Origin of the sequence: Sphingobacterium sp. MYb382, assembly GCF_037572665.1 — a bacterium.
Classification (GTDB): Bacteria; Bacteroidota; Bacteroidia; order Sphingobacteriales; family Sphingobacteriaceae; genus Sphingobacterium.
On the sequence record NZ_JBBGZT010000028.1, the window covers coordinates 422,833 to 448,923 of the forward strand.

The 26,091-nt window shown below is 38.7% G+C and carries 28 protein-coding genes; 19 read left to right on the forward strand and 9 right to left on the reverse strand.

The genetic code is table 11. The annotated features are described in order from the left end of the window. Positions 1–188: 188 nt before the first annotated feature. Entirely contained in the window at positions 189–665 is a 477-nt protein-coding gene (locus WH223_RS16335) for a hypothetical protein (RefSeq protein ID WP_340048843.1), read from the forward strand. A 321-nt stretch (positions 666–986) separates the two neighbouring features. After that, a complete protein-coding gene (locus WH223_RS16340; RefSeq protein ID WP_340048844.1) occupies positions 987–1,664 on the forward strand; it encodes a DUF6624 domain-containing protein in 678 nt (225 codons plus the stop codon). Positions 1,665–1,717: 53 nt separating this feature from the next. Here WH223_RS16340 and WH223_RS16345 read toward each other — a convergent pair whose 3' ends face one another. The 4 genes from WH223_RS16345 to WH223_RS16360 all read right to left on the reverse strand — a co-directional run bounded on the left by WH223_RS16345 (position 1,718) and on the right by WH223_RS16360 (position 5,248). Further along, positions 1,718–2,257: a hypothetical protein gene (locus WH223_RS16345; protein WP_340048846.1), complete on the reverse strand. Its 540-nt coding sequence runs from the start codon at positions 2,255–2,257 to the stop codon at positions 1,718–1,720. Positions 2,258–2,579: 322 nt separating this feature from the next. Then, positions 2,580–3,476, reverse strand: coding sequence for a helix-turn-helix domain-containing protein (locus tag WH223_RS16350; protein ID WP_340048847.1), 897 nt, complete (start codon positions 3,474–3,476; stop codon positions 2,580–2,582). 122 nt (positions 3,477–3,598) lie between these two features. Further along, on the reverse strand, positions 3,599–4,369 hold the full coding sequence (locus WH223_RS16355; protein ID WP_340048848.1) for a type 1 glutamine amidotransferase domain-containing protein: 771 nt from the start codon (positions 4,367–4,369) through the stop codon (positions 3,599–3,601). A gap of 30 nt (positions 4,370–4,399) precedes the next feature. After that, on the reverse strand, positions 4,400–5,248 hold the full coding sequence (locus WH223_RS16360) for an oxidoreductase (protein ID WP_340048849.1): 849 nt from the start codon (positions 5,246–5,248) through the stop codon (positions 4,400–4,402). Positions 5,249–5,479: 231 nt separating this feature from the next. Between WH223_RS16360 and WH223_RS16365 the strand changes: the two genes are divergently transcribed. Then, positions 5,480–5,881 carry a tautomerase family protein gene (locus tag WH223_RS16365; protein WP_340048850.1) on the forward strand — a complete coding sequence of 134 codons (402 nt, stop codon included), beginning with the start codon at positions 5,480–5,482 and terminating at the stop codon, positions 5,879–5,881. A gap of 275 nt (positions 5,882–6,156) precedes the next feature. Here the strand turns inward: WH223_RS16365 and WH223_RS16370 are convergent, their stop codons facing one another. After that, the gene (locus WH223_RS16370) at positions 6,157–6,696 is read right to left on the reverse strand and encodes a hypothetical protein (RefSeq protein ID WP_340048846.1); all 540 of its coding nucleotides are present in this window, start codon (positions 6,694–6,696) and stop codon (positions 6,157–6,159) included. 407 nt (positions 6,697–7,103) lie between these two features. After that, a complete protein-coding gene (locus tag WH223_RS16375; RefSeq protein ID WP_340048852.1) occupies positions 7,104–7,436 on the reverse strand; it encodes a HopJ type III effector protein in 333 nt (110 codons plus the stop codon). Between the two features lie 204 nt (positions 7,437–7,640). Between WH223_RS16375 and WH223_RS16380 the strand changes: the two genes are divergently transcribed. The 13 genes from WH223_RS16380 to WH223_RS16440 all read left to right on the forward strand — a co-directional run bounded on the left by WH223_RS16380 (position 7,641) and on the right by WH223_RS16440 (position 20,306). After that, positions 7,641–8,675 (forward strand): tetratricopeptide repeat protein, encoded by a 1,035-nt coding sequence (locus tag WH223_RS16380; protein ID WP_340048853.1) that lies wholly within the window; start codon positions 7,641–7,643, stop codon positions 8,673–8,675. A 117-nt stretch (positions 8,676–8,792) separates the two neighbouring features. Next, positions 8,793–9,386, forward strand: coding sequence for a Crp/Fnr family transcriptional regulator (locus WH223_RS16385; RefSeq protein ID WP_340048855.1), 594 nt, complete (start codon positions 8,793–8,795; stop codon positions 9,384–9,386). A 126-nt stretch (positions 9,387–9,512) separates the two neighbouring features. Beyond that, positions 9,513–10,637, forward strand: a complete 1,125-nt coding sequence (locus tag WH223_RS16390; protein ID WP_340048857.1) for an FAD-dependent monooxygenase — start codon at positions 9,513–9,515, stop codon at positions 10,635–10,637. Positions 10,638–10,907: 270 nt separating this feature from the next. Further along, positions 10,908–11,369, forward strand: a complete 462-nt coding sequence (locus WH223_RS16395) for a hypothetical protein (protein WP_340048858.1) — start codon at positions 10,908–10,910, stop codon at positions 11,367–11,369. A 181-nt stretch (positions 11,370–11,550) separates the two neighbouring features. Then, complete coding sequence (locus tag WH223_RS16400) at positions 11,551–12,966, forward strand: aldehyde dehydrogenase family protein (RefSeq protein ID WP_340048859.1); 1,416 nt, start codon at positions 11,551–11,553, stop codon at positions 12,964–12,966. A 68-nt stretch (positions 12,967–13,034) separates the two neighbouring features. Beyond that, on the forward strand, positions 13,035–13,847 hold the full coding sequence (locus tag WH223_RS16405) for a helix-turn-helix domain-containing protein (RefSeq protein WP_340048860.1): 813 nt from the start codon (positions 13,035–13,037) through the stop codon (positions 13,845–13,847). A 30-nt stretch (positions 13,848–13,877) separates the two neighbouring features. After that, positions 13,878–14,405, forward strand: a complete 528-nt coding sequence (locus tag WH223_RS16410) for a GNAT family N-acetyltransferase (RefSeq protein WP_340048861.1) — start codon at positions 13,878–13,880, stop codon at positions 14,403–14,405. Between the two features lie 393 nt (positions 14,406–14,798). Next, a complete protein-coding gene (locus WH223_RS16415) occupies positions 14,799–15,629 on the forward strand; it encodes an SDR family oxidoreductase (protein WP_340048862.1) in 831 nt (276 codons plus the stop codon). A gap of 11 nt (positions 15,630–15,640) precedes the next feature. Beyond that, positions 15,641–16,459, forward strand: a complete 819-nt coding sequence (locus WH223_RS16420) for an SDR family oxidoreductase (protein ID WP_340048863.1) — start codon at positions 15,641–15,643, stop codon at positions 16,457–16,459. 124 nt (positions 16,460–16,583) lie between these two features. After that, positions 16,584–17,504, forward strand: a complete 921-nt coding sequence (locus tag WH223_RS16425) for a helix-turn-helix domain-containing protein (RefSeq protein WP_340048864.1) — start codon at positions 16,584–16,586, stop codon at positions 17,502–17,504. 220 nt (positions 17,505–17,724) lie between these two features. Beyond that, positions 17,725–17,940 (forward strand): hypothetical protein, encoded by a 216-nt coding sequence (locus tag WH223_RS16430; protein WP_340048865.1) that lies wholly within the window; start codon positions 17,725–17,727, stop codon positions 17,938–17,940. A gap of 175 nt (positions 17,941–18,115) precedes the next feature. Beyond that, positions 18,116–19,240, forward strand: a complete 1,125-nt coding sequence (locus tag WH223_RS16435) for a DUF4236 domain-containing protein (protein WP_340048866.1) — start codon at positions 18,116–18,118, stop codon at positions 19,238–19,240. Between the two features lie 607 nt (positions 19,241–19,847). Next, positions 19,848–20,306, forward strand: coding sequence for a hypothetical protein (locus WH223_RS16440; protein WP_340048867.1), 459 nt, complete (start codon positions 19,848–19,850; stop codon positions 20,304–20,306). Positions 20,307–20,412: 106 nt separating this feature from the next. On the opposite strand, the gene WH223_RS16445 is transcribed toward WH223_RS16440, so the two are convergent. Further along, positions 20,413–21,597, reverse strand: a complete 1,185-nt coding sequence (locus WH223_RS16445) for a M12 family metallopeptidase (protein ID WP_340048868.1) — start codon at positions 21,595–21,597, stop codon at positions 20,413–20,415. Positions 21,598–21,885: 288 nt separating this feature from the next. Here WH223_RS16445 and WH223_RS16450 point away from each other — a divergent pair, with 288 nt between their 5' ends. Next, complete coding sequence (locus WH223_RS16450) at positions 21,886–22,533, forward strand: TetR/AcrR family transcriptional regulator (protein ID WP_340048869.1); 648 nt, start codon at positions 21,886–21,888, stop codon at positions 22,531–22,533. Between the two features lie 90 nt (positions 22,534–22,623). Beyond that, positions 22,624–23,388, forward strand: a complete 765-nt coding sequence (map, locus tag WH223_RS16455; RefSeq protein ID WP_340048870.1) for a type I methionyl aminopeptidase — start codon at positions 22,624–22,626, stop codon at positions 23,386–23,388. 44 nt (positions 23,389–23,432) lie between these two features. On the opposite strand, the gene WH223_RS16460 is transcribed toward map, so the two are convergent. Together WH223_RS16460 and WH223_RS16465 are read right to left on the reverse strand one after the other, a co-directional pair. Further along, positions 23,433–24,194, reverse strand: coding sequence for an SDR family NAD(P)-dependent oxidoreductase (locus tag WH223_RS16460; RefSeq protein ID WP_340048871.1), 762 nt, complete (start codon positions 24,192–24,194; stop codon positions 23,433–23,435). Positions 24,195–24,300: 106 nt separating this feature from the next. Further along, on the reverse strand, positions 24,301–24,891 hold the full coding sequence (locus WH223_RS16465; RefSeq protein WP_340048872.1) for a Crp/Fnr family transcriptional regulator: 591 nt from the start codon (positions 24,889–24,891) through the stop codon (positions 24,301–24,303). 319 nt (positions 24,892–25,210) lie between these two features. Here WH223_RS16465 and WH223_RS16470 point away from each other — a divergent pair, with 319 nt between their 5' ends. Continuing rightward, complete coding sequence (locus WH223_RS16470; protein ID WP_340048873.1) at positions 25,211–26,023, forward strand: hypothetical protein; 813 nt, start codon at positions 25,211–25,213, stop codon at positions 26,021–26,023. Positions 26,024–26,091 lie beyond the last annotated feature (68 nt).

The window sequence follows — 26,091 nt, forward strand, 5'->3', positions numbered from 1 at the left end:
AAATATAGTATTAAAAACTTGTATTTAATAGCTAAGTTATCGATGATTTTAATGCCTTCAGCATTGTTTTTTAACGAAATGTCTTTAGCTGTTAGTTGAAAACCGGATGATGGCCTTTCTTCCTGGAGACGCACTATACCTTTGTATTGTTAATTCAAATAAAGGTTAAATACTTAAAACAATTAATTATGAAAATGAACATTAAAAAAATACTTTTCTTTTTAGCTCTAGTAGCACCAGCATTATTCATGGCTTGTAAAAAGGACGATGCTCCTTCAATAGACGAAGAAAGAGCTGCCGTGAAATTATCTTTTACAAATTCTTTATCCACACCAAAAGTGGCTGCAACAGGAGGTACGGTTGATTTGCTTAAAGTTAAAACCGTAAAAGTCAAATACATCGTTGAAGATGGTGGCATCCATCCTCATCAGGTAAAAGAGATTTCTTTAAACGTAAAAGGTGACGATAAAAAAATTAGTACCACAAATCACGAAAATGGCTTCACTTTTGTTATAGGTAGCACCGTTAAGATTGATGATATATTATTGCTCGACGATAACGCAAATATTATTGGAACAGCACCAGCCGACTCATTCAATGTAGTACGCCCCGATGAAACGGAAGTAATGGAGCGTAGCTACCGTGCGAGCGGCTTGGAAAGATAAACTCTACATCGGTTACCTATGAAAAACAACGTTCTAAACTAACAAAAAAATGGTAACGTAGGGTTGATATGAGACCGTGGTAAGCGTAAGCTTACCGCGGTTATTTTTGTATAAGCTTTTCCCTCATCTACATTATTCGACTGCCGTCGGATGTCTTTCTAATCTTTAGATAATAAGTTGTCCATACGCTTCAGCTAAGCAACAAACAGTAGCGGAAAAAGATGAGCAACTAAGGTTATCTCCTTGTTTTACTTTTTTTAACGTACGCTTACTTGGAAAAGAGGTTGTTAGGTCTTATTTTTAGGTTCTATTCAAAAGCTTATGCCACCTAAATACTATTGCTTGTCGCTTACCTTCTTGTTGTTCACGTTAAGTATCCATGCGCAGGTTACGAGTTTTAATTTTGACCCCAATAAGGTAAACCTAGCATGGAGTACGAAAATGGATTCCCTTTTTCAAGAAGACCAACAAGCTCGACTCGTTATGATGCGTCTAAAAAAAGAAGGAGCAAACAAACAGCAGCTCGACAGCGTCCAAGCTGTTATCCGAAAAAAAGATGAAGCCAACTTACGGTTTGTGACATCCTTAATCGAGGAACGCGGCTGGCTAGGGCCGGAGGAAGTAGGGTTTCAAGGAGCACAAGCTCTTTTTCTCGTTATCCAACATGCCGACTTAAAAACACAGAAAAAATACTATCCCCTAATTGTGGAGGCAGAAAAGGAAGGTAAGATTTTATCAAGCAATGTCGCAATCCTTGAAGACCGAATAGCGGTGAGAGAAGGCAGGCTACAGACGTATGGTAGCCAAGGTTTTTATGATGAAGAGCAAAAGAAAACACTCGTCTATCCTTTAGTAGATGCAGAAAAGATTGATGAGCTACGCAAGGCTAGAGGGTTATCCACCATGGAGGCTTACTTCCCCAATTGGAACCTCCAAGATTATAGTAAGCAACTTCCATATCTGCAAGAGCGCTTGAAAGCAGATAAAATTAGCAGGTAGGCAAATGTATGGCTATATGCCTGCTTTCTTCAATGCTTCATTCTTGAAAGAGTTTACACTCGAAATCCTTTAGGAATGGTAGCTATGCTTAGGTCTTCTGGATTTGCCCCGTGGAGCAATGCTTTAATGACCTCATCTTGTTTGATTTCTTCAAACTGGTCGTAGCTTAAGTTGAACAAAGCTTGTAAATTCACCTTTTCGAGCTCTTCTTTTTGGTCTACAAAATTATCGGAATAGATACGTATAAACTCCTTCTTTAAAATTTCGTTAACCTGAAAACTGCGGTGTTGTAAAAACTCGCCTTCACGAATGCGGAATACCTTTTTTAGTATTTCAAAATCAAGAGCCTCTTGGTCGCAGATGACGGAGTCCTCGAGAATATAGTTTGCATAGTCGATAAGAAGGTCTATAGATTCTATCTTTATGGTGTCAAAATCTTGAATCGCATATCTGCCAAGTACCTTATCGATATCTTGCACCACGGTTCCTTCAACGACCAGCAGATCTACGATATCCTGTAAATAGTGGGCGATTCCTTGTTTCGATTTTAATTCATTTAAGTACTCTGAAAAATGGGCAGATAGCGTATACATATGTTTTGTGATTACGGATTTATCGTATCAGCCAGCTTCCTGTGAATTCTGTGAACGATTACCAAAAATCTGCTGGAAAAAAATATGAAGCAGCAATGGTGATTTTTCGTTATAATCAAACTAATCAATTTTGATTATCAATTAGTTTTGTGGAATTCTATCTTATAATCTCAAAATTAGGACGTTTCCAAAGAAAAAACGAATACAAAAGTCGCAAGTGCTTCCGCGATTTTACAAAAGGGTATATACTTCCTATATCCTCAAATTGAAAATCGGAGTGGTAGTCGGAAAATTTACTATAAGAAATCTAAAAAACAGATGGCTAGTTCAGGTGCTGCTTTTTGTACTGAACGGGGCTTACGCCAACTTCACGTTTGAAGAGCCTTGAAAAATAAGGAGAGTTCTCAAACCCGAGCTTATACGCTATCTCGTTTACGTTGCTGTCTGTACTTCTTAGAAGGTTCTTTGCTTCGGAAATCAAGAAGATATGTATGAGCTCTATTGCCGTTTTACCTGTCTCCTGTTTTAAAAGGTCACTCAGGTAACGGGTTGACATGTTCAGATTTGCCGCCAGATCTTTTACCTTTGGAAGGCCTTTTCCCTGCAACTGGTTGCCAGAAAACTGTGACACCAGGATGTCGTTAAATTTGGTACTGGTCTTACCGTTGGTTTCGTAACGGTTGACGAACTGTCTTTTGTAAAAGCGTTCTGAATACTTCAGCATCGTATCAATATTGGCCAGCATAATCTCTCTGCTGAACTCATCAGGATTGTTATTGTACTCCTGCGCTATCTGTCTGTAAAGTTCCCAGATGGTTTCCTCTTCACGTGGTGAAAGATGCAAGGCCTCATTGGAATCATATTCGAAGAAACTGTAGCTTTTGATTTTGTTGTGAAGGGGATGTCCGGTAAGAAAATCTTCGTGGAAATACATGGCAAAGCCATCTTCTTCCATTTCGACATCCCTCACTTCGATGACCTGACGGGGGCTTGCAAAGGAAAGCGTACCGTTGTCATGGTCATAATCTGTCCTCCCATATTTAAATACACCTGAAACCATTTTCTTGAAACTGATCATGTAGAATTCACTGGTGAATTCACTCGCGGCTATCGTGCATGATGTACGCTTATCACAATTGATAAGGCTCATCATCGGATGCGCCGGTTTTGGGTAATTATTAGCTTTGTGTAACTGGTTTATTGTACTGTAATGTATCATTGCCGAAATTTTAAATTAATAAAAAGGATGCCTGTATTATCTTGTTTACAAGATATGATACAAGGACGTCCTTTTTTTAACATTAAATCCTATAACAATCAATCTATCGAATGAACGTTGTTTTAATGTCTTTTTCTTAGAGCCTCAAGTAGTTTTTCACCAACTAGCTGCGCTGATTGTGGATTTTGACCAGTAATCAATAGTCCGTCCTGAACTACATTAGGTGCCCAATCTGCTGCTTTTTCGTATTTACCACCAAGGCTTTTCAAAAGGTCTTCCGTTAGGAAAGGAACCACTTTTGTCAATTGTACCGCATCTTCCTCGCCGTTTGTAAAACCGGTAACTTTTTTACCTTTCACAATTGGTGTACCATTTTTGTCAACTGCATTTTTAAGTGCAACAGGACCGTGGCATACGAAGGCGATTAATTTATCGCTGGTATAAAACTTTTGAATAAGACTGGCTGAAGTTTTATCTTCTGCAAGGTCCCAGATCGGTCCATGACCACCCGGATAGAAAACTGCGTCAAAATCCTTTTCTTTTACAGTGCTCAGTTTAGCTGTTTTTGCAAGTTTTGCTTGAAGAGACTTGTCGCTGTCGTAACGTTTTGTTCCTGCAGTTACAAAAGAAGAATCCAAGCTGAAGGGGTCTACCGGAGCCTGACCACCTTTAGGAGAGGCGATGGTAATTTCTATACCTGCATCTGCGAGCACATAGTAAGGGTCGGTGAATTCGCCCAACCAAAGACCTGTTTTACGGTCGATTTCACCCATTTTATCATGGGATGTTACCACGAACAGAACTTTTTTGTTTTTTATTTTTTTATGTACCTGTGCTGACAGACCCGTTGCTGCTGTCAATGCTATCGTGAATATTACTATTAACTTTTTCATTTTGAAATTGTTGTCATTAAGTTCTATTAATTATTTGTTTTTTTCTTCTTTTGGGAAATCTGCTCCTATTGTTGTTTCTGCCCATTCGTCAATCTCGGCTTTCATGGCAACTAATTTACCGTTTGCTCCTTTGAACGCGGCTTCTCCCAATAATAAACGTAGCGGTGCTTTATCGCTTTCCACAACCTTGATGATAGCTTTTGAGGCACGAGCAGGATCACCGGCTTGTTTCCCGCTGTTATTACGGATGCTCGTTTTATTAGCGTCCGCTGTTCCCTTGTAGTCTTCGATGGTGTTAGGCGCCTCATTTGCAGAACGTCCTGCCCAATCTGTCCGGAAACTGCTTGGAGCAATCGCCGTAACCTTAATGCCAAGCGGCGCAACTTCTTTTGATAATGACTCCGTGTAACCGTCTAATGCAAATTTGGTAGCGCTATAGAAACCTACCGCAGGGTAGCTTACCAGGCTCAGGATAGAGGTTACATTCAGGATATGGCCACTTTTTTGTCTGCGCATGATTGGCAGTACCTGATTGGTCAATTTTGCCAGACCGAAGAAGTTGATTTCGAACATATGTCTAACTTCAGTCTCTTCGCTTTCCTCAATAGAACCAAAATATCCGATACCGGCGTTGTTTACTAGAATATAGATACGTCCGAATTTCTGTTCAATATCCTTAACGGAAGAAACAATCTGGTCTTCTTTGGTAACATCCAAAGTTACGGCGATTGCCGTGTCAGGGTATGCTGCAACGATGTCTTTCACGTCATCTGTTTTACGTGCACCCAATGCCGCATTATAGCCAGCTGCCAATACTTGCTTTGCAAGTTCTTTTCCTATACCGGATGATGTTCCGGTGATAAACCATACTTTACTCATCTTGTTTTATTTTTTAATAATTTGATGATACAAAGGTATGAGGAGGGGAGCCTTGGCAGTTTATACAAAAGTAGGTAATGTATGCACGATTTGTCAGAGAGAGCCTGATACGGAGTGGTTACCCTTGCGTGGAGGCTGATTTTATAAAAAAAAGATTTAAATTTGTCAGATTATCAGTTAAATAGAGGTGTTCAATGCTTCTTTCAATCATGAACAAACAAAAATTAGAGTATGCCATATATACAGATAGAAGTAAACAAAAGTTATAGTACAGCTGTAAAAAAGCAACTTGCTAAAAGCATTGGTGAGTCTTATGCCGATATTATGCAAGCAGATGTCAAAAGAATTACGGTAACCATTCGAGAGCTGGGGGAAGGAAGCGTGTGGCGCTGTGGTGAAGGCGATCCTGAACCGACCGCTATCATGATGTGTGATATACGTGCAGGCAGACCAAGGGAAACTCGCGAAAAGCTGTCTAAAAGACTCATTGAAATCTGTAACGATATTTTGGAACTTGAGGTCAACCAGCTCAATATAGAATTTACCCAGCATACAGGTGATGAAATGTACCACCAGTGGATGGGGCATCTTAGCGAAGAATGGTCGCCAGATGAAGTGAAACCGAAAGGATAAACTTAACGCTGTAATATGTAATAAAAGGTGCTATTGCAGATAAATAGCTTAAAGATTTGTCTACAAAATGGAAAGAGAGGTTTTTGTTAACAAATTCATAAACTGGTCTTAAAGGGAGAGATTATTTAAATGGTTTGAAGAAAATAACGAAAAGAAAATTAAGCAAAAATATTGAGCTACGGTTTAATGTTTTTCACCCGAGGTGTAAATTTTTAGCATAGCTTTTCAAAAGACAAGTAATCCTTCTTTCTTCAATGCTTCATTCTTGAAAGAGCTTACACTCGGAATCCTTTAGGAATGGTAGCTATGCTTAGGTCTTCTGGATTTGCCCCGTGGAGCAATGCTTTAATGACCTCATCTTGTTTGATTTCTTCAAACTGGTCGTAGCTTAAGTTGAACAAAGCTTGTAAATTCACCTTTTCGAGCTCTTCTTTTTGGTCTACAAAATTATCAGAATAGATACGTATAAACTCCTTCTTTAAAATTTCGTTTACCTGAAAACTGCGGTGTTGTAAAAACTCGCCTTCACGAATGCGGAATACCTTTTTTAGTATTTCAAAATCAAGTGCCTCCTGGTCGCAGATGACGGAGTCCTCGAGAATATAGTTTGCATAGTCTATAAGAAGGTCTATAGATTCTATCTTTATGGTGTCAAAATCTTGAATCGCATATCTGCCAAGTACCTTATCAATATCTTGAACTACGGTTCCTTCGACCACCAGCAGGTCTACGATATCCTGTAAATAGTGGGCAATTCCTTGTTTCGATTTTAATTCATTTAAGTACTCTGAAAAATGGGCAGATAGCGTATACATATGTTTTGTGATTACGGATTTACGTGCTTCGTGTTCAGTTGATTAGGGCGTGTTAATCAGTCGTTTTACTAAAGCTCTGCATTTTTTTTGACAATACGATACGGGAAACCGTATAATTTCATGATTTTCAATAGATAAAGTCCTTGGTTGGGCTACGTATTTGGACCTATTGTTTATCATTTATCGGTCTAGCGTATAGTTAGCACGGTAAATAGTGTATTTTGTTGATTATGAAAGGAAAAGTAATAGGAGAGAAGGTAGATTTAAAATATTTTCCTGAAGAAAAAACAAAATAGGCCAGTTGCCTCGGTTTTGATGAGTCGGTAGCCCACACCGCGATTTTAGCTATGGACGAAATCTATAGAACTCGCGCATAAAAGGAAGCGCGAGTTTATAACGACGATGGCTTACTTAGCCTTTAATGCTTCACCTTCAAAAGTGATGCCTGCCCAGCCATGTTGAATAAAGTTACGTATGTTTTGATGGTCTGTTCCTGTTGGATTTTGAAGGACATCTTCACGGTAGAAAGCACCAAATAGGGCTAATACCTCTTCTTTTTCCAATCCTTGAAGCTTAGCAAAGCTAAATACTTTGCATGAACCATTATTTTGGTTGGCTTCATTTACTGTATCGCCATTGGTAAATTTCGTTGGCGTAAAATCATAATGTGCATCGATGTAAGCAATAACATCATTAAATGCTATCGTTTGTGGGGAGTCTTTAAGTTGTTCTAAAAGCATCGTTAAATTATTAGGATTGATATTAGCCTGCAAAAGACAGGCTCCCAAAAATAAAAAATAAATCCATGAGATTGGTGTAAGTCCTCAAATGTAGTCCCTTTAATAATCTCATTAATGCCATATTAGGAGTGCTATTCTTTGAAAAATATCTTATCTTTAAGGATAGACAACTGAAAACCAATATTTATTCATCTTTTTATTCCTATGAAAACTATCGTTGCATTATATAGCATCTGCCTACTTTTTTTTGTGTCGCCCATGGCGCAGGCTCAAGAGAAGCCAACAAAAGAAGATGCTCTGAAATGGCTATACAACGAAGGGAAGTTTGATACTATCATTGAAGAGTATACTGCCGATGCGCAGTTGCTTGATGTCCCATCTCTCTATTATTTGGCATTCGCCAATATGGAGAAAAAGAATTTTGCAACCAGTTTGGAGTTTATCGATATGGCCTTGAAAAAGGATGATACCCTATCCGATAGTTACCGCATAAAAGGAGATATCCTAAAATCATTGCAACGATACGGAGAGGCCATTATTGCTTATTGTAAAGCCAAGGAGCTTGACCCTAAAGATTTCGATAATGCTTTTGCTTTAGGACAAGCCTATGGACAAATGGGAGACTATAAAAATGGTATTTTAGTGTTTAAAGAGGCCTTGGCAAACTTGGAACCAGAAACGGAAAGCTATATGGTTTCCTTCTATAATTTAGGTTTATTGGAGAGCTTTTTAGGTAATTATAAAGCAGCTATTCCTTATTTTGATTACCTATTACAGATGAATCCTACTGATTACTTCACCCAATCGAAGTTAATTCAAGCCTATTATCAATTGGGAGATTATAAGGCTGTAGAGCCGCTAAAGAAGGGGCTGTATAAAGCACATGCTGATAGCTTGTTGAATGATACGGATATGGAAGACATGTTTTGTATTGAGCAGTTTGAGGTAAAGGGTAATAAGGTTTTAGCATTTGAGCGTTATGAAGATGGGCCAAGCACAAATATCTATAATAAGCACTGCTTTTACGTCCTTAAGACAGATGGCGACCTTAGGTTTCGAGTGCAAACGGAGTACTCGCCATTTTCAAAATCTGACGACATGCTTTATTTCTTATGCGTTACTTTCTCGGAGAAAAGAAGAGCTAACTCAGGTATCACTTTTGAAAAGAACTACGATTATCGAGCCGTGAAACCCAAGGCTATAAAATATATTAAGCAAATATTGAAAAATCAGAAATAAAGATACCTTGGCAGGAGGAAATGGTAACCTGTTCAAGGTCTCGGATTTCGTTGCTTTCCTTTTGACAGCATAAGCACGGATATGTATATTTGAAGGATTTTAAAGCTTTTAAGTACGATGATTAATCATATCGCCTTTAAAAATACCCTTATTCAAGCGCTTGGCGTGGAGGAGTCCCGTATGGATACATTCTATGCCCTGTTAGAATTTAAAGAGCTTAAAAGACGCGAATTTTTACTCCAAGAAGGGGAATACTGCAATTTTATAGGCTTTACCATCGATGGGACATTGCGTACTTTTTACATCAATGAAGAAGGAGATGAGGTGAACTTCCTCTTTCATTTTCATAAACGTCTCGAAGAGATGGGTTTTACTGATTTTGAGAGCTTTCTACTAGAGAGCAAAGCGAAGTTGAATATACAGGCTTTGGAAACGTCGCATGTGGCATTGATATCACGTAAAAACTGGATGGAGCTTACCCATAGCGATGATTACTGGCGCTCCTTTGCCCGTCGCATGACGGAAATAGTATACTTAGCAGCCAAGCATCGCATCGAAGAACTGCTTTACTATACCCCAGAAAATAGATACTTAAAGCTTCTAGAGGATTACCCTGAAATTGTACTTCAGTTTCCACAAAAATATATAGCCAGTTATTTAGGTATCCAGCCGCAATCGTTGAGCCGCATCCGCAAAAGGCTTATGCGCTAAGCTTAAAGAGGGCAGTTTACGATAAACTCCTTTTTCGACTCCTACTAATACCTGCATTTATTAACTTAAGTGAACGTTTTTGCTAGGTGTAGCCCATTACATTTGTGGTATCAAAACATATATGTTATGAAAGATACAATCACAATTATTGGGGCCGGAATTGGAGGACTGGTAACGGCACTAACCTTAAAACAGCAGGGCTATCCCGTGCATATTTACGAAGGAGCCACCGAGATAAAACCTATAGGAGCAGGCATTATTATGGCCAACAATGCGATGCAGGTATTTCAATCTTTAGGCATCCACGAGCAGGTGGCACAGGCCGGCAACCGTATTTCAACGATGAAGATTACCGACGCACAGCTGAATAACCTGTCTGTGGTCGACCTCAGTAGCTTCGAACAGCAATATGGAGTGGCCAACACGGCTATCCATCGGGGAGTTTTGCAGCAACTGCTGCTGGAAGCAGTAGGAATGGAACATATAAGCCTAGGAAAGCGATTGGTTAAGATTGAAAAAAAAGGAAATTACCAGCTTCATTTTGAGGATGGTGCTGTGACGTCTACACGCTGGCTGATTGGTGCCGATGGGATAAACTCCGTGGTACGGAAACTGTTGTTTCCAGCGAGTAAACTACGTGATGCAGCACAGCTTTGCTGGCGTGGCGTTAGCGAAATGGAGTTGCCCGACGACTATCAGCATGAGCTCAACGAGGCATGGGGAAGAGGTAAGCGTTTTGGTTTTGTGAAGTTAAGTGCCAATAAGGTGTATTGGTATGCGCTGGTAAATCAACATGCTAAAGACAAGAATCTGCAACGTAGCTTTCATGATTTCCATCCCGATGTGCAGGCTATCATAGCCGCAGGAATAAACACCCCTATTTTTACGAGCGATATTGTTGATTTGAAACCTATAGACCATTGGCAGCAGGAGCAGGTGTGTTTAGTTGGTGATGCAGCACATGCTACAACGCCCAACTTAGGACAGGGGGCGTGTCAAGCCATAGAGGATGCCTATATTTTGGGTAGGCTACTGGCTAAGGGAGAGGCTATCCAAGTTGCCTTTCAGCAGTATGAGCAGCTACGGAAGCCCAAAGCCTTGCAGATAGTCAACAGCAGCCGAGCAATTGGTAGAATCGCCCATGTAGATAACCGATTTGGCGTATGGCTACGCAATGCTATCATGCGCGCAACACCTTCTTACGCCAACAAGAAGCAACTCGACAAGGTGTTTAAATTGCAACTGGACTAATCGATAAACAACGAAATAGGAATAGGGCCCTAACTATTTTGTTGTCTTCTGGATTAATTTCATCTTTCTTAGGTAGCGATTTCTGTGAAACCAGCTATGAGTAGCTACCTCCATGAAATCTTTCTTTTACCGGCATTACCTAGCTCTACTATGGTAGTGTAGCTTTGGTATGTTATGTCATTTTGGATTCTGCTTATTTTTTGTTATATTTATAATAGGTTGTTTTATAAGGGTTAATGGAAGTTTTGGCTTTTTTAAATACAGTTAGCTATGAAGAGTCAAGTTAAAGATTTTGAGATTTTATACGAGGTTATGGATTCTCGGCATGCTACTTTTGCAGATAAGTTAGCTGATGGCAAATTAATATTAGAAGCCCGAAAGAAACAAATGGCTCAACTCTCTCCTGAGCTTATTTTGGACGCACGGTTAATTCAGTTGAAATTGCAAATGGAAGAGTCTTTGAAGCCAGAACAAACAACGAATAGCTATTCGTTTATCAACTTCCTTCAAGAGTATAGCTCTATTTTATATTCAGATACAGACATCTTCGCTAAGGACTTATCCATAGATTCTACATTTTTAAATAAGGTACTGGAAGGAGAAGAGGAACCTAATGATGAGCTGTTGACTAAGTTGATTGCTCATACGGAACATACTTTTAAAAATCTAATAAACTTCAAAGCAGCCATATGGTATGATATCTATACTCAAGAAAAGACGAGGAAAGTATAGAGTATATCCTGAAGAACCATTCACAACCCAAAATGTTAAAAATGTTGGCTGAGGAATCCGCTATAGTTTATCATTTCCTTTTCTCGATGAGCTTTTTAGCAAAGTAAAATTGAGCTGTACAGCAAAACACTCCCTTTAAAAATAGCTGAACTTTGTCTTATCAAATTAAAATAATAAGACAATGAAAAGAATAGATAAAGCGTATATCAATGGCGAGTTCGTCACCCTTCATGGAAATGACGTATTTGATTTAATCAATCCGAGTAATCATCAGAAAATCGCAGAAGTAGTCCTGGGAACGGAGCAGGATACTATAGCTGCCATTGCTGCGGCGAAAGCAGCTTTCAAAACATTCTCTAAAACAACGGTCGAAGAGCGAATCGCTATTTTGGAACGTTTGAAAGCTGAAGTTAGCAAAAGACAAGAAGACCTTATCGAAGTCATGATACAAGAGTATGGCGGTACCCGTAAGTTTTGCGAGATGAGTATGCAGTTTACGGTTTCAGCTTTTGATAGCACCATCGCAACCTTACGTAGCTACGATTTTCAGCGTATAGCTGGAGAGACGCTTGTGCAGATGACACCCGTTGGTGTTGTGGGTATCATTACGCCTTGGAATGCAAGCAACAGTTTTATTTGTGGCAAGTTTGCAACAGCTATTGCTGCCGGATGTACAGTTGTGGTGAAACCTAGCGAGATGAGTGCTTCACAAACGGAAATTTTATTGGAATGTTTCCATGCGGCAGACCTACCTAAAGGCTTATTCAACTTGGTGAATGGATTAGGAAGCACGGTAGGGGCAACGATAACAGCACATCCTGCTATTGCTAAAATATCCTTTACAGGGTCTACTATCACCGGCAAACTAATAGCTAAAGGTGCTGTAGATAGCATGAAGCGTGTAACTTTGGAGTTGGGTGGTAAATCGCCTAATATCATCCTAGAGGATGCAGACCTTGAGAAGGTAATTCCAATGGCTGTTTTCGGTGCTTATATGAATAGCGGTCAGGCTTGTGTGGCGCCCACACGTTTATTAGTGCCTAAATCAAAATTAGCAGAAGTAAATGCTATCGCAAAGGCTGCTGCAGCACAAGTGCAAGTTGGATTGCCAACCGATACAGCCTCCCATGTAGGGCCAATGGTTTCAGAGAAGCAATATGAGCGTGTACAGCGTTATATCCAGTTAGGATTGGATGAAGGTGCCGAATTACTCGCTGGAGGGTTAGGTAAGCCTGAAGGATTGGAAGATGGTAATTTTGTGAAAGCGACGATCTTTACAGGGGTAAATAACGCGATGCGTATTGCGCAAGAAGAGATATTCGGCCCTGTATTGTCCATTATCCCATTTGAGGATGAAGACGATGCTATTGCTATCGCTAATGATACCAACTATGGATTAGCGGCATACATCAGTTCTGGCGATGAGGAGCGTGCGTTGCGTGTAGCTGCTCAGATTGATGCCGGCCGTGTGAATATTAACGGGTTTAAACATGACCCACTGGCACCTTTCGGCGGATTTAAACAGTCGGGTATTGGTCGTGAATATGGAACCTACGGACTAGAGGCTTATTTGGAGCCTAAAGCGATTTTAATTTAAATAGAAAAAGTTAATTTTATAATCCTATTGGGCGGTGCTGTCCGATAGGATTTTTTAGGTTTATGATTATGGCTACAGCAGACGAAATACCTTACATCAATTACTCGTGTTACCTAAATACCTATCGGGAAGGAGAACAGTTTGTTCCGCATCATTTTTTGTCTATGGTTATCGATGGTGAAATGGAGTTGAATGATGGAACGCAACGCTATCTTTTCAGAAAAGGACAGGTTTATTTTGCGTGTAAAAACCAGCTCTTAAAGTTTACAAAAAGACCAACAGACGAACAAGGCTTTAAGTCGTTGTCCATACGTTTTAGCGATGAACTCCTGCAGGAGTTGGCTAGGGCAGAAGGCTATCATCCTCCGCAGGAGCATAAAAAAGTAAGCGCTTTCACTGATTTGTCGGAAGCAAAGTATTTGCCCTTTTTTATGGAGTCGTTGCTTCAATATCAGGATTTACTCGAAAATAAGGCACCGGATTTATTGATCTTGAAGCAGAAGGAAGCTTTAATGTTGTTGTTTAAAGAGGCACCACAGCTGCGTGATGCTTTACTGGATTTCTCTGCGCCTTATAAAATTAATCTGGAAGCCTTCATGCAGCAGAATTTTCATTTCAATGTGGGACTAGAGCGTTTCGCTTACCTCACGGGAAGGAGTCTAGCTACCTTTAAGCGTGATTTTCAGAAGATTTTTCAAACATCACCGCGCAGCTGGTTACAGCATAAACGATTGCAAGAAGCCTACTACCTGATTAAGGAAAAGCAACAACGCCCGAGCAGCGTTTACCTTGATTTGGGCTTTGAAGACCTCTCTCATTTCTCATTCGCTTTCAAAAAAGAATTTGGATTAGCGCCCACAGAATTACTGAAAATTACGTAACTTCCTGATTAAATAAAATTAAGCAAGGATATGAAGAAGATTATTGAAACGGAAAGACTTTATTTTAGAGAGTTAGCGGAAAGTGATGACGTTGGTATGTTTAGTTTAGATTCGGACCCAGAAGTGCACGAATTCTTAGGTAAAAAACCAATTCAATCTATCGAGGAAGCGCGGGAAGTCATCCGTTTTATTCGTCAACAATATACCGATAATGGCATCGCCCGTTGGGCAATTGTAGAAAAGGAAAGCAATAGTTTTATTGGTTGGGGAGCTTTTAAATTTGTAAAAGAGCCAACCAATGGACATGTCGATTTTTATGATTTAGGCTACCGTTTTATAAAATCGGCTTGGGGGAAAGGTTATGCAACAGAGTCGTCTAAAGCTGCTATAGCGTATGCTTTTGAGGAGCTGAAATTGACTGTAATTTATGCCTATGCAGATCATCGAAATTTAGGCTCTCAGAGCGTCCTGAAAAAATGTGGATTTATTGAAAAGGGAATTTTTGATGATGAAGGAGATCCTCATCTCTGGTTTGAACTGCGTAATCCTAAACTTTAAGGACCTTAACATCATATAAATAGATTAATGCCTCACTGCGCATTAATCTATTTCCCCCCCTATCGGGGCACCATTTAAAATCTCTTTATAGTTTTCTGCCCAGTACACCAGTTTCTCTAGTACTGAACGAAGTCTTTTCCTACATTATTTAATAGGTCTGTTACTTTTTGTGATTTAACCACATAAGGCTTAAGCAAAACAAAGCCATTCGTGGTCAGTTCATATGTAGCATTTCGAGGGTATCGACCCCTTTTCTGTCGTATTCCTACTACTTTTTTACTTAGCAAAACGTTTACCCTGATTTTGGATGATAAGTGCCTCGTTTTGGTTTATTTCAGGTTTAAATTTCCTAAGATATTTGTCTTGTTAAATGATAAATATAAAAGTAACAAAATGAAAAATACCGTATTAATCACAGGAAGTTCTACCGGATTTGGAGCTGCAGCAGCCAACTATTTCGCAGCTAAAGGTTGGAACGTTATCGCCTCCATGCGTGATACGAGCAAAGACAAACAGCTTAATAAACAGGAAAATATTTTTGTAACTCATCTCGATGTTGAAGATACAGCATCAATAGATGCGGCCATCACGGCTGGACTTGCTCGGTTTGGAAAAATAGATGTCGTCATCAATAATGCTGGTTATGGTCTTTTTGGCATTTTTGAAAGCTTCACGAAGGAAGCTATTCAGCAGCAATTTGCCGTCAATCTATTTGGCGCTATGGACGTAGCAAAGGCTATTCTGCCACATTTTAGAGCGCAACAATCTGGGGTGTTGATTAATGTGAGCTCCGGAGCAGGAGTTGTAGGCTTTCCCAATGCATCGATTTATAATGCCTCTAAGTTTGCGCTAGAAGGCTGGTCTGAAGGTCTACGCTATGAGCTTGCCGCTATTGGCATCAAGGTGCGTATTGTGGAGCCTGGCGGTGCGACGCAAACGGATTTTTTACAACGTGTATGGGGAGAGGGAAAGAACGCATCCATCATTCCTGACTATATTCCTTTTTTGCAGAAAAGTGAGGAGATGTATGCAAATCTAGGAGCCAATTCCGATGAGGATGCGGTGGAAAAGATAGTCGCTGCTTTGTATGCTGCAGCTACGGCTGATGATGATCAGCTGCGTTATGCGCCAACAAGCGATATTCAACCCTTGCTAAACGTTAGACGCAGCAGCTCGGAGGAGGAATTCAACAGTTTTACGAACGGACTTTTTTTAGGTAAATAAGCGAGATAAACATGAAAACAATCTTTATTACTGGCGCTTCCTCAGGTTTAGGGAAAGCTGCCGCCAAGTTATTTGTAGCGAAAGGCTGGCGTGTAATCGCTACGATGCGTCAACCTGCTGAAGAAACAGAGTTGACTAAGCTCGACAATGTATATGTACTACCCTTGGATGTAACCGACCAAAAGTCGATAGCAGCAACAGTGGATGCTGCGGTTAAAATTGCACCCATAGATTTGCTCTTCAACAATGCCGGATACGGGTTGACAGGCCCTTTAGAAGGCTATAGCGATGCACAAATTGCGCGTCAGTTTGATACCAATGTGCTAGGTGTCATCCGTGTGACGCAAGCATTCTTACCACATATGCGCCAAAATGGGAGCGGATTGATTATTAATACAAGTTCTATTGCTGGGCACATAGCTTTTCCTTTTTCATCCATCTACCATGCTACAAAATGGGCATTGGAAGGATGGAGCGAAAGTCTTTCCATCGAGCTAGCTCCTTTTCATATCGGTGTGAAAACAGTAGCACCAGGAGGTATTGCTACCGACTTTATGGCGCGCTCACTTGATGTAGCGCAGCATACTGATTATGCTGAACGCTTTACGCAGTTTATGGCTAGTTTCCAGCAAGAAGATAGCCCAATGGTATTTTCAACGCCGGAATCCATTGCCGATATTGTGTATGAAGCGGCAACGGATGGAAAAGCACAACTACGCTATTTCGCGGGTCCAGATGCGGTGGATAGCTACAAACGACGCCTAGAAATTGGCGCTGAGGCTTTTCGCAAAGAGTTGGCTGCAGGTTTAGGCATTCACTTTGAATCTTAAGATGTATTCTCCTATACTGTACAAGGCTATTTCCTATAGCCTTGTATTTTATCAAATGACAGACCAATAAAATTGGCTAGATTTATGTGTTAGCTTTTTCCAGTATACTTTATGACGAAAGAGAATGATCGACAAGTCTATATCCAATAAAGAATTAAAATATTTTAAATCGATTTCAGAGCTATGCACAGCCTTGGGAGCACCAAAGCCTAAACATCCTTTGATTGCCTTTTTTGATCATGATAATCTTTCGCCCGAACCAGGGCTTAGTCATGTGGTACATGATTTATACATGATCTCTTATAAGAGTAATTTGAGTGGTAAAATTAAGTACGGGCAAGGGTATTACGACTTTGATGAAGGCGGGTTGTTGTTCGTCGCACCCAATCAAGCGATAGCAGTAATGGACGCACAGGATGAATGTACAGGCTTTAGTTTGTTTTTTCATCCCGACCTTTTGGCAGGTAGCCCTTTGGCAAAAGAGATTTTACAATATGGGTTCTTCTCTTACCATATTGATGAGGCCCTGCACTTATCAGAACAAGAAAAAGCCAAGCTTATCCAGCTTTTTGAAGAGATCAGAGACGAGTTAGAGACCGCTATTGATGAGACGAGTCAAGCTTTAATTGTTTCTTATATTGCTGTAATTTTGAATTATAGTAATCGGTATTATAAACGACAGTTTATTACGCGTAAGGCTGCTGGAAGCCCCATCATTGCACGGTTTGAAGAAAACTTGCAGCGTTACTTTGAGGAAACGAATGGTTTAAAGCAGGGGATACCTTCGGTCAAGCAACTATCGGAACAACTACATGTGTCGTCCGGCTACCTCAGTGATTTGTTACGTAGCTTAACGGGGATGAATACCCAGCAACATATACATGCTAAATTAATCGACTTGGCTAAACAAAAGCTATCCAGTAGCCAACTGACCGCTGCTGAAATTGCTTATGAATTGGGATTCGAATACCCACAGTCGTTTAATAAATTATTTAAAAGTAAGACAGGTTTGACACCGCTAGAATTTCGAGAGCAGCTGAACTAGATTTGTGTAGAAATTTATAAGACTAGTTGTATGGAGAGTCGCTCTATACGCTAAAGTCGGACTGATTAATATTCCCGGTTCTATATGCCAAAGGCCTGTTTGTACAATAAACTGAATGGTTGGTATAATGTTTCCCAATGCTGTGTGAAATCTAATTATCTTCGAGATTACACGAGTACTTGTTTGAGAAAACAAGTAACCTAAAGAATAGATGGTACCCATGGATATATTGATTTTTGAGACGAATGTTGATACCCTAAAAGATGAAAAGAAGGTCAAAGCACTTTTTAATGGAACTACAGGGATTAAAAGTTGGTCTATTGATCGTCAAGATGAAGATAAAATACTACGTATAGAAGCTTCAGAGACCTCACCTAAGCTTATCGAAGGTTTGCTACGTAATGCTGGGTATCACTGTTTGCAGTTGTATTATTAGTGGTTTTGATTATATCATTGTAATTGAGTCTTTTAGCGACCCTTACTAGCAGAAAAACTTTCGTTGCTAGGCAGAAGTGGCAAGGTTGTGTAATGGCTACGGGAATCCGTAAGATAAATTACAGGTTTGGTTTATATTTGTTTGAATAACAATCTATTAAATAAATACAGAAATCATGGCTTGGAGTTTCAGAAAACGCGTTAAAATTATTCCAGGGGTATACTTGAATTTAAGTAAAAGTGGTATTTCAACGACCATAGGCCCCAAAGGGGCACGAGTAACCTTCAATAAAAAAGGAACCTATTTAAACGCGAGCATACCTCAACTCGGACTTTATAATCGTCAAAGGTTGGGTAGTGGAAAGCTACCTAGCAAACCTGCCAATATTTATCCGCGTGCTATTTTTGAAACAAATAAAACAATTATTTCAAGTGCTGAAATTAATCGGATAACGAGCCCAGATATGCGGGAAATTAAGGATATTATCCTTTTAGCGCGTGAGACAAGGTTATCTTTACAACAAGATTTGCGGCAACAAGACGATCTTTTAAGGAGAAGTCGATGGAAGTTAAAGTTTAGTCACTTGTTTCTATATGGATTTATTAATAAGTCTATTTCTCAAAAATATAAGACTAATATCTTAGGTAAAGAACAAGCAATTGAAAAACTTAAGGAAGAGATTGATACTTCATACATTCAGTTGAAAATCGATTTTGTGCCAGAAATTAAAACTTTATATAACAAATTAACACTTGCTTTTGAAGATCTTATAAATTGTCATAAAATATGGGATATTACAAGCACGCGTTTTGAAGATAGAGCAATTACACGTTCTTCGGCAAGTACGATGGTAGAAAGACATCAGGTATCTTTTTCTTTCAATTCAATAACCGAATTAAAATCGGATTTCAACGTGCTATACTTTCAAAATGCTAATGGTGCTGATTTGTACATCTATCCTTCTTTTGTAGTTATGTATAGAAGTAATGGAGATTTTGCTATTATTAGTATTGCAGACTTAGAACTAACGTTTAGCCAAGTTCGGTTTACAGAGCAAGAATCTGTTCCTCGGGATGCAAATATTATGGAGTATACTTGGGCAAAGGTGAATAAAAATGGTAGCCCAGATAGACGCTTTAAAGGAAATTATCAAATTCCTGTTGTGCAATATGGCGAGATTTGTTTACAAACAAAAACGGGGCTTAATGAAGGATATAAATTTAGCAACTTTGAGTCTGCTAAGTCTTTTGCTACAGTATTTCATGCTTTTCAGAAAGTTGCTCGTATGCAGCGAGTATAAAGTAAGTGTTTATATGGCGATTAACTTTAACCCCATTATCCTAGGGGGCAACAATACATCTATTTTATGGTGTTTGTAAAGTTGGGTAAACAAATTGCAAATTTTAGTTAACATTCCGTAATGTACCATCGAAATAAGCTTTTCTTAGCGAGCAGACAGCAAATGTTTGCTTCCTTACTGTTACGAATAAAATAAAAATCAGAAAGCTCCCTTGTTTTATTTTGATACAGAAATAATAAATGGAAACTGGCATCTATGTAATACCTCTATCAAATATCCATTTTATACTTTCGAAGCTTCTCTTTTCCTTTGTTATTGTGATCTTTTAGGTCAGATAAGAGAGTATGTTTAACATAAGATACTATCTATAGATACATTGTTAGAAATATGCCGGATATAATAAAAAATGTTCTTAATGCTTGCTTTAACGTAAATGAATATGTTTGAATTACTTGTGTAGGAGGCTCTAAATCCCATTAAAATAATCTTAAGATTTTCATTAGCTAAGTAATATGTCACCATCTCGATGGAAATATACCATAAACTTAGTGTGACGCCTACTTCGATTAGGCAAAACTGATTTGTTAAATCTATTAAGAGATTAATTATGAGAAATATTTTATTGAGTACACTATTATTATTTCTTCTTTCGGGGTGCTTGAAAGATAAAGCTCCAGACTATATCAACCCTCCTCCAGAATTACTTAGTTTCGGATTGGTATGGAAAGAAATAGAAAAAAAAGAAAATAATGGTGCTTGGACGAAAATTGATACAGGTAACGTTGTTGTATTCGCTGTTCGTAATTTTCCAAGCTTAAGCAATGGATTGTTTGGTGAGTATTTTTATGAAAAAATAGCTGTCAATACACCCTTGAAAATTGCAAAGTCGGGAAGTTTTATCATTAAGGATAGCATTATTATTTTTAGACAGTTGAGCAATACTCAAGCAACCGATTATCGTGCTGAGGTTCCTTTTTCATTGGATAAAGATGAGCAAGAGCTTATTATGTATTATACTCAAGAAGGACTGGGGGTTAAGGTGAAATATCAAAGGGTTAAAAAATAGGTTCCTTTGCTTATGGCAGTGGGGGTAAGCAATTGAAGGTAAAAGGTTGGATTTTTTCCAACCTTTTACCTTCAATTGCTAGCTAATTTCTTATCGTTTTCTTTTTTTAAAGATTTGTGTGGCTGTTTGGTATTCTACAGCAGTTTGGGGGATAAGGATTGCCATTATTTAATCGTGCTTGAAGGTTTAGGCGTTCATTCGGTGTTAATACATTGTTATTAGCGTCATAAACAACAGGAGCCAATTCAGCATAAATATCAGATCGAGCAATGTAGGGTAGATAAAATCTATTTATGTATGCTCTATCTGAGGTAGATAATTTTTCAGCATTATTGCTATATGTCTGCTCACTTCCTTTTAAAGTAATTACAGGAATATTTTTGTTTTTTGCAAAATCAAAAGCACCATACATCATAATTGAATTGAAGTCTAAGTTGCCAATCATGTAGTAATTGCCTTTAATAGGTTCATAGTTAGCTTTTATTCCAGCGTCATCTAATAAGTCTCGGTTAATTCTATCTTGATGTACTGTTATAAAATTGTCTCTGTCAGGTCTTGTATGTTCGTGATACAAACCTATCGCATGCCCAACCTCATGTATTACGATACTTTTTGGAACCGAAAAATTAAAGTAATCTTGTTGTAAACTCAACCACTGTCCAGCATCATTCCTTCCGTGATCTCTATAATTCTTGATGGCATCAGATCGGCCTACAGCAGATCTGTTTCCGGCTTTGTTCCAGCCAGTTGTTCCTGTTGCGTGAAAAAACTCAATGTAAGGGTAGTAAAAGTTGTATTGACTGTCATATACCGGTTTGCCCGTCGCATTGTAAAAGCGAATATTTGTCGTCGCTTCAATTTCTAATAAAGCTTCTGATAAGCTTTGTCTTGCTCCCCAACTTAAATTAGGGTTGACAACATATCTGACCATCGCCCACATTCTATTTTCATAAGGGTGAACTCCTACACTCTTATTTTGACTTCTTGGTATTGAGGAGGTTCCTGATATTCCAGCAACTTGAATTTGATTATGAAAAGTGCTGTTGTTTTCATTAGGTCGTTCTAAAATGCCTTCCGTATCAAGAAGCCTGAACTGATCGTCTGTCAGCAGAATATCGCCCTGTAATAAATAATCTGAGCCACTTTTTTCAACTACGACACCTGATTTTAAGGTTACATAGTTTGTCTCATTAATGGAGGGGACTTCTACCTTGTGTTCAATTACATCTTTTTTACAAGATGCTATTGCAATGCTAACTGTTAGGATTGCAATGCTAATTTTATATTTCATAAGATTTGTATTTATGTTTTAAGTATCCTACTTAAAACAAGTAGTTTAAATTTTGTTTATTTTTTTGTATCTTTAAGTAAATAAGCTCGTTGAGGATTCTCTTTCTGATGGAGATTCTTTTATGTGATACGCTTATTCTTTCAATATCGTAACCGTTAAGCCCATAACTGGTGACATAAAGGAAAGATTTATTAAAAAAATAGCTAATTAAAATCTTGCATTCTTTCTTCTATTATTATATAGAATCTTACTGATCCCTAGAGTTATTATTCCCTCCAAAAAAATAGCATGGTACGAAAAGTTGTAGACGGTCCGTTACGTAATAAAATACGAACACAGCAAAGGTTAATTGCTGCGGTAGGGGAGATTATACATACGAAGGGCTATATGTTCTTAGGGGTAAATAGCATCGCTAGACAGGCAGATCTTGATAAAAAATTGATTTATCGTTATTTTGGATCCTTTGATGGTTTGATTGTAGAATACCTGCTAGATCAAGATTATTGGTTGAATATCTTACAAGATATCGATACGGTTATGCTGAGCGATAGTGGAGAAGTCGTAGCACTGCTCAAAGCGCTTCTGAATAGTTTTTTTGATAGGTTTATTGTTAATTCCGAATATTCGACAATGATGATGTTAGAATTAGTAGGCAATTATAAAGTTTTGAGAAATTTAAATACCATTCGTGAGGAGGCAATTTCTGTTTTCTTTGAACGTTTAGAACCATTTTTGAAAAAACAAACCATCCCTTTATGCTCCGTTTTTTCTTTGCTTATAGGCGCTATAAATTTTCAATTTTTATACACTCATGGTATGGGACGACCTTTCTTTGGGCTTAGCGTTAAAACAACACAGACCCAACAATCTTTTAAGGAACTTTTAGAGGGGATGGTAAACCAATGCCTTATCGTAGATGAAAAGGCTCAGATATAGCATTCATGTAATACCTCTATCAAATATCCATTTTATACTTTCGAAGCTCCCATTTTGCCCTTATCTTTGTCTTCTTTAAGCGAGACATCAATGATTATACAAGACGATAAAGAATTGGCGGGCATGCGCGCCATTAGTACGGCGGTAGCACAAACTTTAAAACAAATGTTGGCCTATGCTGCTCCAGGTATGAGCACCAAAGAGTTGGATGATTTTGGCGGTAGTATTCTAGCGCAGTATGGCGCACGTTCGGCACCCGCTTTGGTGTATAAATTTCCAGGTCATGCCTGTATTTCTGTGAATAATGAGGTATGTCACGGTATTCCATCCGATACGCGTATTCTTCAGGAAGGCGATGTATTGAATATCGACGTATCGGCCGAACTGAACGGTTTCTATTCCGATAACGGATGCTCCATAATCGTTGGAGAAGATATAAATCAACAACAAAAGTTAGTAGAAGCTTCCAAAGATATCCTCAAAAAGGCTATTTACGCGATTAAAGGTGGTGTTCTTATTAGTGATATTGGAGCAATGATTGAGCGTGAAGCGAAGAAGCAAGGGTATAAAGTAATCAAAAATTTGGGTGGTCATGGCATTGGCCGTGGTCTACACGAACAGCCAGAGGCTATCCTAAACTGTAAAGAACCGGGAGATAAAAGACGTTTTCGTAAAGGCTCTGTGGTCGCTATCGAGACATTTATCAATACTCATTCTTCATGGGCTGAAGATTTAACAGACGGCTTTACCATGGTGGGCGATAAAGGCGGTTTTGCTGTTCAACACGAGCATACCATTATCGTTACCGACGGCATTCCAGAAATTCTGACCCTTGGTAATGGCGTTTGGGACTAAAAACAAAGGAGAAGTATTTGCTTCTCCTTTGTTTTTTATAGTATTTATGAAACCGTAAATCCGCCATCTAAAACGATGGATTGTCCATGGATTAAAGAAGAACGGTCGGAAAGTAACCAAGCAACTGCTTCACCAATCTCCTCAGTCGTGCCTAAGCGTCCAATCGGCTGTATAGCATTCCAATCGGCTTCGGATCCTACTTTCCCACTTTTAATTAAACTATCCAGCATAGGGGTACGAATGACACCGGGACATACAGCATTGACCCGCACACCAAACTTTCCGTATTCCAACGCTGCATTTTTTGTTAAACCTGATACAGCATGCTTGGAAGCGATATAGGCTGAAATACCAGGTTTACCTACGATAGCACCAACACTAGCCGTGTTCACAATAGCGCCTTTAGTTTCTTGTCCCATCATCACATTAATTTGACTTTTCAGGCTCCACCAGATAGATCTTAGGTTGGTATCCATCACACGCTCGAAATCTTCATCAGGATATTCATCAAGAGGAGCTGTTGCACCCGAGATACCCGCATTATTGAAAGCGCCATCTAAGGAACCAAATAGCTCAACGGCTTTGGCGACCATGTTTTCAATATTTTCTTTCTTAGAAACATCCACCTGTAGACAGTGATAATGCCCGCCATAAGGCTGTACAAGAGCTAGTGTTTCCGCCATTGCTTCGACGCTGAGGTCGCACAATAATAGATTTGCACCCTCTCTTGCCAGTACCAAAGCTGTGCCCTGCCCGATACCTGTCGCTACGCCCGTAGCCACAATGTTTTTACCTTTTAATAACATAATAAATCTTGTTTTATGTAGCAACAAGGTATTGAAAAGCAAAGCCGTAAAAAAGGATAGATGATAAGCTGAAAAGTTTATATTTGTAAATTTTTTGTATAAGCAATTAGCTACGCTTTTTACGCAAACGGAAATATGTTTCTTCACTAATGCCAAGAAAAGAAGCGACTACATAAGCAGGAATACGTTCAATGAGTTGAGGATAGAGTTCTTCAAAATAGTCCAGCCGCTGAGAAGCCGTATAGCTTATGTTATTTACATGTAGCATGCGATGCAGGAGGTTGTTATATTTTTCCTCTGCATTGAGCCTGCTGAAGTTGACTAGAGCCGGAATCTGCTTATGTAAGAATTGTACATCGTCTGGATGTAAAACAAAGATCTCTGAATCTTCTAGTGCTTCAATGGATACCTGTGATGTGGAGCGGGAATATACAGACTTTAAATCTGCCATCCAGTTGTCTTCGGAGGCAAATTCCAGTGTGAAAATCTTGTCATCTGCACCAGTAACATACATGCGCAATAAACCTTTTAAGACGTAGATTACCTGTTGTGGTATGCTTCCTTCTACAAATAGTTCTTTACGTTTTTTTACTTTTTTGAACTGGCCCCGTTCTAAAATCAAATCCAATTCTTCGGGTAAAAAAAAGGCTTTCCCTAGAAAATTATTACGTAATAGATCGGCAGATTTTATCCCCATAAGGCGATTGTTTGTACAAAGCTTTGGTTACAGCTTTAAAGATACAAAAAAGAATCATCCTCTTCTAGTTGACTGTTTTGCCAGAAGCTACGATGCTAACATTCAAAAGTTACTGTCCAAACAGTTAAGAACAACTTTTCTTCCTAAGATAAAAGGTCGTTGTATTTTTTATTTTGAAACTATTGGTTTGGAATTTATCTGAAGGATGGCCTTTATCTACCTTATATTATTTTAGCTATATTTTTTTAGATTTGCAGTCTAATATATATAACATCTACCCTAAAAATACCCGTTAATTTAAACCAAACACCGTTAATACATGAGATATTTACTTTCAATCTTGTTGATTTTAGTTTTCAATTTATCCTTTTCTCAAAGTGTCGATAAAACAAAACTGTATATTATCGGAACAGTGCACGATTCTTCTTCCGTACTAACTCCGAGAATGCTTTTTGAAATATTAGACCAAATAAAACCTGATATTTTATTGCAAGAAAACGATAGCGAACAAATAGCAAATTACTTTAAGGACATCAGACCTAATTCTAATGAGCATAATGCTACCGCGATGTATCTGAAAAAGTATCCAAAAACATTGAACTTACCATTTGAGTTTGAAGGGAGAAATTCATATCGAAAAAGTAATGGTATGACACCTACAGACAATTTAACAATCAAACTTCTAGATTCTTTATACCAAGAAAAACTACTTAGTGAACCTAATGCCAAAATTTACGCAAAGTATAAAGAGGCTAATGAGGCATTACTTCGTTTTTCAGAAAAAGATTTTAAAGACTTGAACTCGATAGAGTTTGAAACGTTAAATAGATACCGTCAACATGTGCAGCACCAGGAGTTGCCAAAAATTACAAACTCTGAAGATGTTTTTGCAAAACGATTTCTGGTGAAGCCCAATGGCGAAAAAATCTCGTACAGAGAAGGTTATCAACTATGGTGTAACTTCTGGGATGTAAGGAATAACACAATGGCATTAAATATTATTAAAAAATCATTTGAACATAAGGGGGCGAAAATCGTAGTGCTAACCGGAGTTCAGCATAAATATTACATTAAAGAGTTGCTGGAAAAATATTATGATGGAAACTATGAAGTTGTAGATTTTCTGAATTAGCAGTTTTCTTTTAAGTGCTGATTAATAGCGATATTTTATAATCCATTTTATACTTAATAGTCGTATAA